Here is a 6,503-nt window from a genome sequence, read left to right as displayed (position 1 = left end):
GAAGAGCCGGGCGGGGGAAGAACCGGCGCTAACGGGTAGGGCCGGGCGGCCGCGTAGGGCCGGGGTTCAGGACAGGCCGGACAGCGGTGGGCGGTCCGGGGTGATGGTCCGCGCGACCCGCTCGAACACGGTGCGCAGCACGGCTTGCTCGTCGGGGGTCATCAGGTCGAGGAAGTTGGCGCGCACGGTGCGGACATGGCCGGGGGCCGCCCCTTGGATGCGGGACATCCCTTCTTCGGTGATCGCCACCAGGGTGCCGCGTCCGTCGTCGGCGGCCGGGCTGCGGGTGACCAGTCCACGGCTCTCCATCCGGCGCAACTGGTGCGCCAGCCGGCTGCTCTCCCAGCCGATCCATTCCCGCAGCCGACCGACCCGGACGCCGCTGCCGTCGCCGCCGCTCAAACCGACCAGTACCGCATAGTCGGCATGCGAGAGGGCACAGCCGGCGAGGTCGGCCGAGATCACCCGATCGAGGTCCTGCTGCGCCAGGATGAAGTTCTGCCACAGGGCTTGCTCATCCTGGGACAACCAACGCACATCATCCACAGCCGAGATCGTAGGCCACCAGGCCCTTCCTTCCCCAGGGGCCATCCCGCTCAGCGGGCTGATCGGGAGGGTCAATCCTCCTTGACAGGCCGCCCGCGGCGCGGCAACGGTCCGGCGTCGCGGGGCAGCCGTCCGCTCCGCTTCAGCGCCTCGCGGAGCAGCATCTCGACGTGGGCGTTCAGCGAGCGCAGATCGTCGGCCGCCCACCGGGCGAGGGCCTCGTGCACGGCAGGGTCCAGCCGCAACAGGACGGGCTTCCGCTCCGCCCGCCTGCTGCGGCCGCCCGCTGACGCGGTCTCGTCGGTCGGCTCGGACATCGCCTCAGGTATACAGCGATCCGGCATTCACCACGGGGGTGGCCGAACTCGAGCCGCACAACACCACCAGCAGGTTGGAGACCATCGCGGCCTTGCGCTCCTCGTCCAGCGCCACGACGTCCTGCATCTCCAGCTGCCGCAGCGCGCCCTGCACCATGCTGACCGCGCCCTCGACGATCTGCTCGCGGGCCGCGACCACCGCCGCCGCCTGCTGCCGCTGCAACATCGCGTGGGCGATCTCCGGGGCGTAGGCCAGGCTGGAGATCCGGGCCTCGACGACCTCGAGGCCGGCGATCGCGATCCGCGCCGCCACCTCTTCGGCCAGTTCCTTGGCGACCACGTCGGTGGAACCGCGCAACGACTCCTCACCGGGCGCGGCGTTGTCGTAGGGGTGGCTGCTGGCCACGTGCCGCAGCGCCGCCTCGGACTGGACGGCGACGAAGGCGGTGAACTCCTCGACCGCGAAGACCGCCTTGGCCGTGTCCGCCACCTGCCAGACGATGATGCCGGCGATGTTCACCGGGTTGCCGTCGGCGTCGTTGACCTTGAGTTCGTTGGTTTCGAAGTTGCGCACCTTCACCGACACCTTGCGCCGGGTGACCAGCGGCAGCGTCATCTGCAGGCCGTCGGAACGCAGGGTGCCGATGTAGCGTCCGAACAACTGCACCACCCGGGTCTCGCCCGGCCCGACGACCGTGAGCGCGCTGCCCAGTACCGAGGCCAGGAACCAGAGCAGAACGGCGAGGATCACGCCGCCCGGGTTCTCCCGCTCCTCGGCCAGTGCCCAGCCGACGGTCATCGCAGAGAACGCCCCGCCCAGGACCAGGGCCAGCACCACGGCCAGCCCGATCAGCCCGTTGACCGACCAGGCGCGCCGCTCAGCCACATCGACCCGCGCCCCGGCGTGCCCGACCGGCACCCCGGCGGGCTCGACGTCCGGAGCCGCCTGTTCACCCCTACCCATCATCGGGTCTTCGTCATGTTCACGCATCGCCGACACCTCCTCTAATCCGATATCTAATTGATATCAGATTAGAGGGTCAGCGGGCCAGGGCTGATACGTCGCTCAGGGATGGGCTCGTCCAAGCCCTCCATCGTCATCCCGGAACTTGAGCCGAGATCTCTCCCGCCGGAGATCCCGGGTCGCAGCCCGAGATGACGTGCATGATCAGCACTTCCCTAAGAAGTCCACCGGGCTCGAGGCCCCGACAAGCTCGACCAGCGACGAGCTCAGACGTTGTAGCCGATCGCGCGCAGCTGCTCGCGTCCTTCTTCGGTGATGTTCTCCAGGGTCCACGGCGGCAGCCACACCCAGTTGATCGCCACCGAGTTCACCAGTCCGTCGAGCGCCATCTCGGTGTCGAACTCGAGCCGGTCGGTGAGCGGGCAGGTGGGCGAGGTGAGCGTCATGTCGATGGTGCAGTTGTTGTCGTCGTCGAGGTGGATGCCGTACACCAGCCCCAGATCGACCACGTTCACCATCAGCTCGGGGTCGACCACATCGCGCATCGCCTCGGTCAGGTCCTCCAAGCTCGGACGGGCCGACGGGGGCGCGGTGCTGTCCGGGAAGGTGTCGTCCACCAGGTCGGACGGACGCATTTCGGTCATCGTGACTCCTTTTCGTTCGCCAACGCCTGAGCGGCGGCGTCCTTGAACGCCGACCAGCCCAGCAGGGCACATTTCACTCGGGCAGGGAACTTGGCCACCCCGATGAACGCGATCGCGTCCTCGAGGCGGTCCTCGTCGGGTTCCATCTCGCCGCGGCTGTGCATCATCTCGGTGAAGTCCTCGTGCAACGCCAGGGCTTCGTCGACGGTGCGGCCGATCACCAGGTCGGACATCACCGAGGTGGACGCCTGCGAGATCGAGCAGCCGACGCCCTCGTAGGAGACATCGGTGATCCGGTCGCCGTCCAGCGCGACCCGCAGCATCACCTCGTCGCCGCAGGACGGGTTGACGTGCGTCACCTGCGCCCCGTACGGCTCACGCAGGCCGCTGTGATGCTTCTCGCGGTAGTGGTCCAGGATGATCTCCTGGTACATCGCCTCGACGCTCACGCCACCCTCCCGAAGAAGTCCCTGGTGTAGTCCAGCGCGTCGACCAGCTGGTCGATCTCGGACCGCAGGGTGTACAGGTAGAACGACGCCCGGGTGGAGGCGGTTATTCCCAGCCGCTCGTGCAGCGGGCGGGCGCAGTGGTGGCCACCCCGGACGGCGACGCCGCGCGAATCGAGGAACGTCATCACGTCGTGCGGATGGATGTCCAGCCCGTCGGCGGTGCGCAGGGTGAACGAGACCGCTCCCCCGCGTCCCTCCGGACCGATGGAGGTGGTGCCGAGGATGCGCACCCCTTCGATCTGGCCCAGTGACTCCAGCGCGTAGCCGGTGATGTCGCGCTCATGCGCAGCCACGTCGGCCATGCCGAGTTCGTGCAGGTAGTCGGCGGCGACACCCAGCGCCACCGCTTCGGCGATCGGCGGGGTGCCGGCCTCGAATCGATACGGCGGCGGGGCGTAGGTCGAGCCGGTCATCTTCACGATCTCGATCATCTCGCCGCCGCCGAGGAACGGCGGCATCTCGGCGAGCAGGTCGTAGCGGCCCCACAGCGCCCCGATGCCGGTCGGCCCGACCATCTTGTGCCCGGTGAAGGCGACCAGGTCGGCGCCCAGTTCGGCCACCGACGTGGTGAGCTGTGGCACCGCCTGCGAGCCGTCCACCACCATCACCGCGCCGACGGCGTGCGCCTGCGCGGCGATCTGGCTGATCGGGTTGATGGTGCCCAGCACGTTCGAGGCCCAGGTCAGCGAGACGATCCTGGTGTTGCCGTTGATCAGGTTCTCGGCGGACGCCTTGGCCAGGTCGAGCCGTCCGTCCTCGGTGATGTCGAACCAGCGCAGCGTCGCCCCGGTACGGGCACAGAGCAGCTGCCAGGGCACGATGTTGGAGTGGTGCTCCATCACCGAGATGACCACCTCGTCACCGGGCTTCAACCCGGCACCCAGCGAGTGGGCGGCCAGGTTGAGCGCCTCGGAGGCGTTCTTGGTGAACACCACCTCTTCGGCGCGCGCCGCGCCGATGAAGGCGGCCACCTTCTCGCGGCCGCCCTCGTACGCGGCGGACGCCTCGGCACCCAGCACGTGCATGGCCCGGGCCACGTTCGCGTTGTGCCGCTCGTAGTGGTCGACCAGCGCGTCGATCACCACCTGCGGTTTCTGCGAGGTGTTGGCCGAGTCGAGGTAGGCCAGCGGATACTCCCCCACCCGACGGTCCAGGATGGGGAAGTCTCCGCGAATCAGTTCGACGTCGTAGCTCACGACTCTCTCCTGTCTCGGCACTGCGCCGAGTCGCCTCAGTTGGCGGCGGCCGCGGCCTTGACGAACCGCTCGTAGCCCTCGACCTCGAGGTTCTCGGCCAGCTCGGGGCCGCCCTCCTCGGCGATCCGGCCGTCCACGAAGACGTGCACGAAGTCGGGCTTGATGTAGTTCAGGATCCGCGTGTAGTGGGTGATCAGCAGCACGCCGCGGTCGCCCTGGGCGTGGTACCGGTTGACCCCCTCGGAGACGATCCGCAGCGCGTCGATGTCGAGGCCGGAGTCGGTCTCGTCCAGGATCGCGAAACCGGGGTTGAGCAGCTCCAGCTGGACGATCTCGTTGCGCTTCTTCTCACCGCCGGAGAAGCCCTCGTTGAGGGAACGGGCCGCGAAGGTCTGGTCGAGGCCGAGCCGGTCGAGTGCGGCGTTGACGTCCTTGACCCAGGTGCGCACCTTGGGCGCCTCGCCGTCCAGGGCGGTCTTGGCGGTGCGCAGGAAGTTGGTCACCGAGACGCCGGGCACCTCGATCGGGTACTGCATGGCCAGGAACAGGCCGGCGCGGGCCCGCTCGTCGACGGTGAGCTCGGTCAGCTCGACGTCGTCGAGCTTCACCGAGCCGCCGGTGATGGTGTACTTCGGATGACCCGCGATGGCGTAGGCCAGGGTCGACTTGCCGGAGCCGTTCGGGCCCATGATGGCGTGCACCTCGCCGGAACGAACGGTGAGGTTGACCCCCTTGAGGATCTCCTTGGGGCCGGTTTCGGTCTGGACGTCGACGCGCAGATCGGTGATGGACAGAGTGGACATTCGGTTTCAGTTCTCCTGATTGATCGGGTTGTCGATGTCGACGTAGATGTCGGTGCCGTCCAGCCGCACGGGATAGACGGGCACGGGTGCGGTGGCAGGCAGCTCCAGCGGGACGCCGGTGCGCAGGTCGAAGCGGGAACCGTGCATGTAGCACTCCAGCGTGCAGCCGTCGACGTCACCCTCGCTGAGCGGGACCTCGGCATGACTGCAGACGTCCTGGATCGCGAAGACGCCCTCGTCGGTGTTCACCACGGCCACCTCGGCGTCGCCGCCGAGGTCGACCGCGATGACGGAACCGACGGGGATCTCATCGATGGTGGCGGCATGCCGAAAGGTCATGCGTAGGCCCCCATGGTGACCGAGAGCTCGCGCTCCACGGCCGCCATCATGTGCTCCTCGACCTCGGGCACGCCGATCCGGCGGACGATGTCGGCGAAGAAGCCGCGCACCACCAGACGGCGGGCCTCGGCCTCGGGAATGCCGCGCGAGCGCAGGTAGAACAGCTGCTCGTCGTCGAACCGGCCGGTGGTCGAGGAGTGCCCGGCACCCTCGATCTCGCCGGTCTCGATCTCCAGGTTCGGCACCGAGTCGGCACGGCAGCCGTCGGTGAGCACCAGGTTCTTGTTCGACTCGTAGGTGGAGATCTTCTCGGCCACCTTGCGGATCAGCACGTCGCCGATCCACACCGCCCGTGCGCCCTCGCCCTGCAGGGCGCCGCGGTAGTCGACGTTGCTGTGGGTGTGCGGGGCGTTGTGGTCGACGAAGAGCCGGTGCTCGATGTGCTGGCCGGCGTCCACGAAGTAGAGGCCGAACTGCTCCAGCGAGCCGCCCGGGCCGGCGAACTTGGCGGTCTCGGCCAGCCGGACGACCTTGCCGCCCAGGCTCACGGTCACCGTGCGCACCTGGGCGTCCCGGCCGACCAGCACGCTGTGGTGGCCGCCGTGGACGGCCTCGGCGTCCCAGTCCTGGATCGAGACGAAGTTGACCTGGGCGCCGTCGCCGACGATCAGGTCGGTCTTGTCGGCCAGGGTGGCGGTGCCGGTGTAGCGCAGCACGATGGTCGCCTTGGCGTAGGCGCCGACGGTGATCACCAGGTGCTCGGCCACCGACGAGCCGGCGATGCCGGCGCCGTTGACCACGATCGGGTCGGTCAGCTCCAGGCCGGCGGGCACGGTGAGCCGCGCGGCGTAGGAGGCGTTGGCCGCGGCCAGCGCCGACACCCGGTCGATCGGGGCCTCGACGGCCAGCTCACGGGCCTCCGCCAGGCTGATCGGGTCGAAGGACACCCCCGCGGGCAGGTCGGTCACCCACTCCAGGTTCTCGCCGGTCGGGCCGCCGTCGGCCAGCAGGCCGCGCATGGCGCGCAGCGGGCTGAACCGCCACACCTCCTCGCGTCCACTGGGCAGCGGGTGGTCGGCGAGCTCCCACGACGGGGTGGGATGCAGGTGCGACTCGATGGCCTCCACGGCCTCCATCACGGGTGCGGCCATCAGCCGACGGCTCCTTCCATCTGCAGTTCGATCA

At 68.9% G+C, this 6,503-nt stretch carries 9 protein-coding genes; all 9 read right to left on the bottom strand.

Annotated elements, in window-relative coordinates:
• Window positions 1-66: 66 nt before the first annotated feature.
• Window positions 67-546 carry a MarR family winged helix-turn-helix transcriptional regulator gene (locus Q0066_RS10325; protein WP_298132602.1) on the bottom strand — a complete coding sequence of 160 codons (480 nt, stop codon included), beginning with the start codon at window positions 544-546 and terminating at the stop codon, window positions 67-69.
• 71 nt (window positions 547-617) lie between these two features.
• On the bottom strand, window positions 618-863 hold the full coding sequence (locus Q0066_RS10320) for a toxin-antitoxin system HicB family antitoxin (protein WP_298132600.1): 246 nt from the start codon (window positions 861-863) through the stop codon (window positions 618-620).
• 4 nt (window positions 864-867) lie between these two features.
• Window positions 868-1,854, bottom strand: a complete 987-nt coding sequence (locus tag Q0066_RS10315; protein ID WP_298132599.1) for an SPFH domain-containing protein — start codon at window positions 1,852-1,854, stop codon at window positions 868-870.
• A 239-nt stretch (window positions 1,855-2,093) separates the two neighbouring features.
• Window positions 2,094-2,462 (bottom strand): metal-sulfur cluster assembly factor, encoded by a 369-nt coding sequence (locus Q0066_RS10310; protein WP_298132607.1) that lies wholly within the window; start codon window positions 2,460-2,462, stop codon window positions 2,094-2,096.
• A 5-nt stretch (window positions 2,463-2,467) separates the two neighbouring features.
• The gene (gene sufU, locus Q0066_RS10305; protein ID WP_298132598.1) at window positions 2,468-2,920 is read right to left on the bottom strand and encodes a Fe-S cluster assembly sulfur transfer protein SufU; all 453 of its coding nucleotides are present in this window, start codon (window positions 2,918-2,920) and stop codon (window positions 2,468-2,470) included.
• Window positions 2,917-4,176 carry a SufS family cysteine desulfurase gene (locus Q0066_RS10300; protein WP_298132597.1) on the bottom strand — a complete coding sequence of 420 codons (1,260 nt, stop codon included), beginning with the start codon at window positions 4,174-4,176 and terminating at the stop codon, window positions 2,917-2,919. The genes sufU and Q0066_RS10300 overlap by 4 nt, the downstream gene beginning before the upstream one ends.
• Before the next feature lie 35 nt (window positions 4,177-4,211).
• On the bottom strand, window positions 4,212-4,979 hold the full coding sequence (gene sufC / locus Q0066_RS10295; protein WP_298132595.1) for a Fe-S cluster assembly ATPase SufC: 768 nt from the start codon (window positions 4,977-4,979) through the stop codon (window positions 4,212-4,214).
• A 6-nt stretch (window positions 4,980-4,985) separates the two neighbouring features.
• The gene (locus Q0066_RS10290; protein WP_298132594.1) at window positions 4,986-5,318 is read right to left on the bottom strand and encodes a non-heme iron oxygenase ferredoxin subunit; all 333 of its coding nucleotides are present in this window, start codon (window positions 5,316-5,318) and stop codon (window positions 4,986-4,988) included.
• On the bottom strand, window positions 5,315-6,469 hold the full coding sequence (gene sufD / locus Q0066_RS10285; RefSeq protein ID WP_298132592.1) for a Fe-S cluster assembly protein SufD: 1,155 nt from the start codon (window positions 6,467-6,469) through the stop codon (window positions 5,315-5,317). Before sufD ends, Q0066_RS10290 begins: the two co-directional genes overlap by 4 nt.
• Window positions 6,470-6,503 lie beyond the last annotated feature (34 nt).

It is taken from the genome of Micropruina sp., from assembly GCF_027492755.1.
GTDB lineage: Bacteria > Actinomycetota > Actinomycetes > Propionibacteriales > Propionibacteriaceae > Micropruina.
Note: the sequence above shows the minus strand (reverse complement) of the source record. Positions and strands in the feature narration are given on the sequence as shown.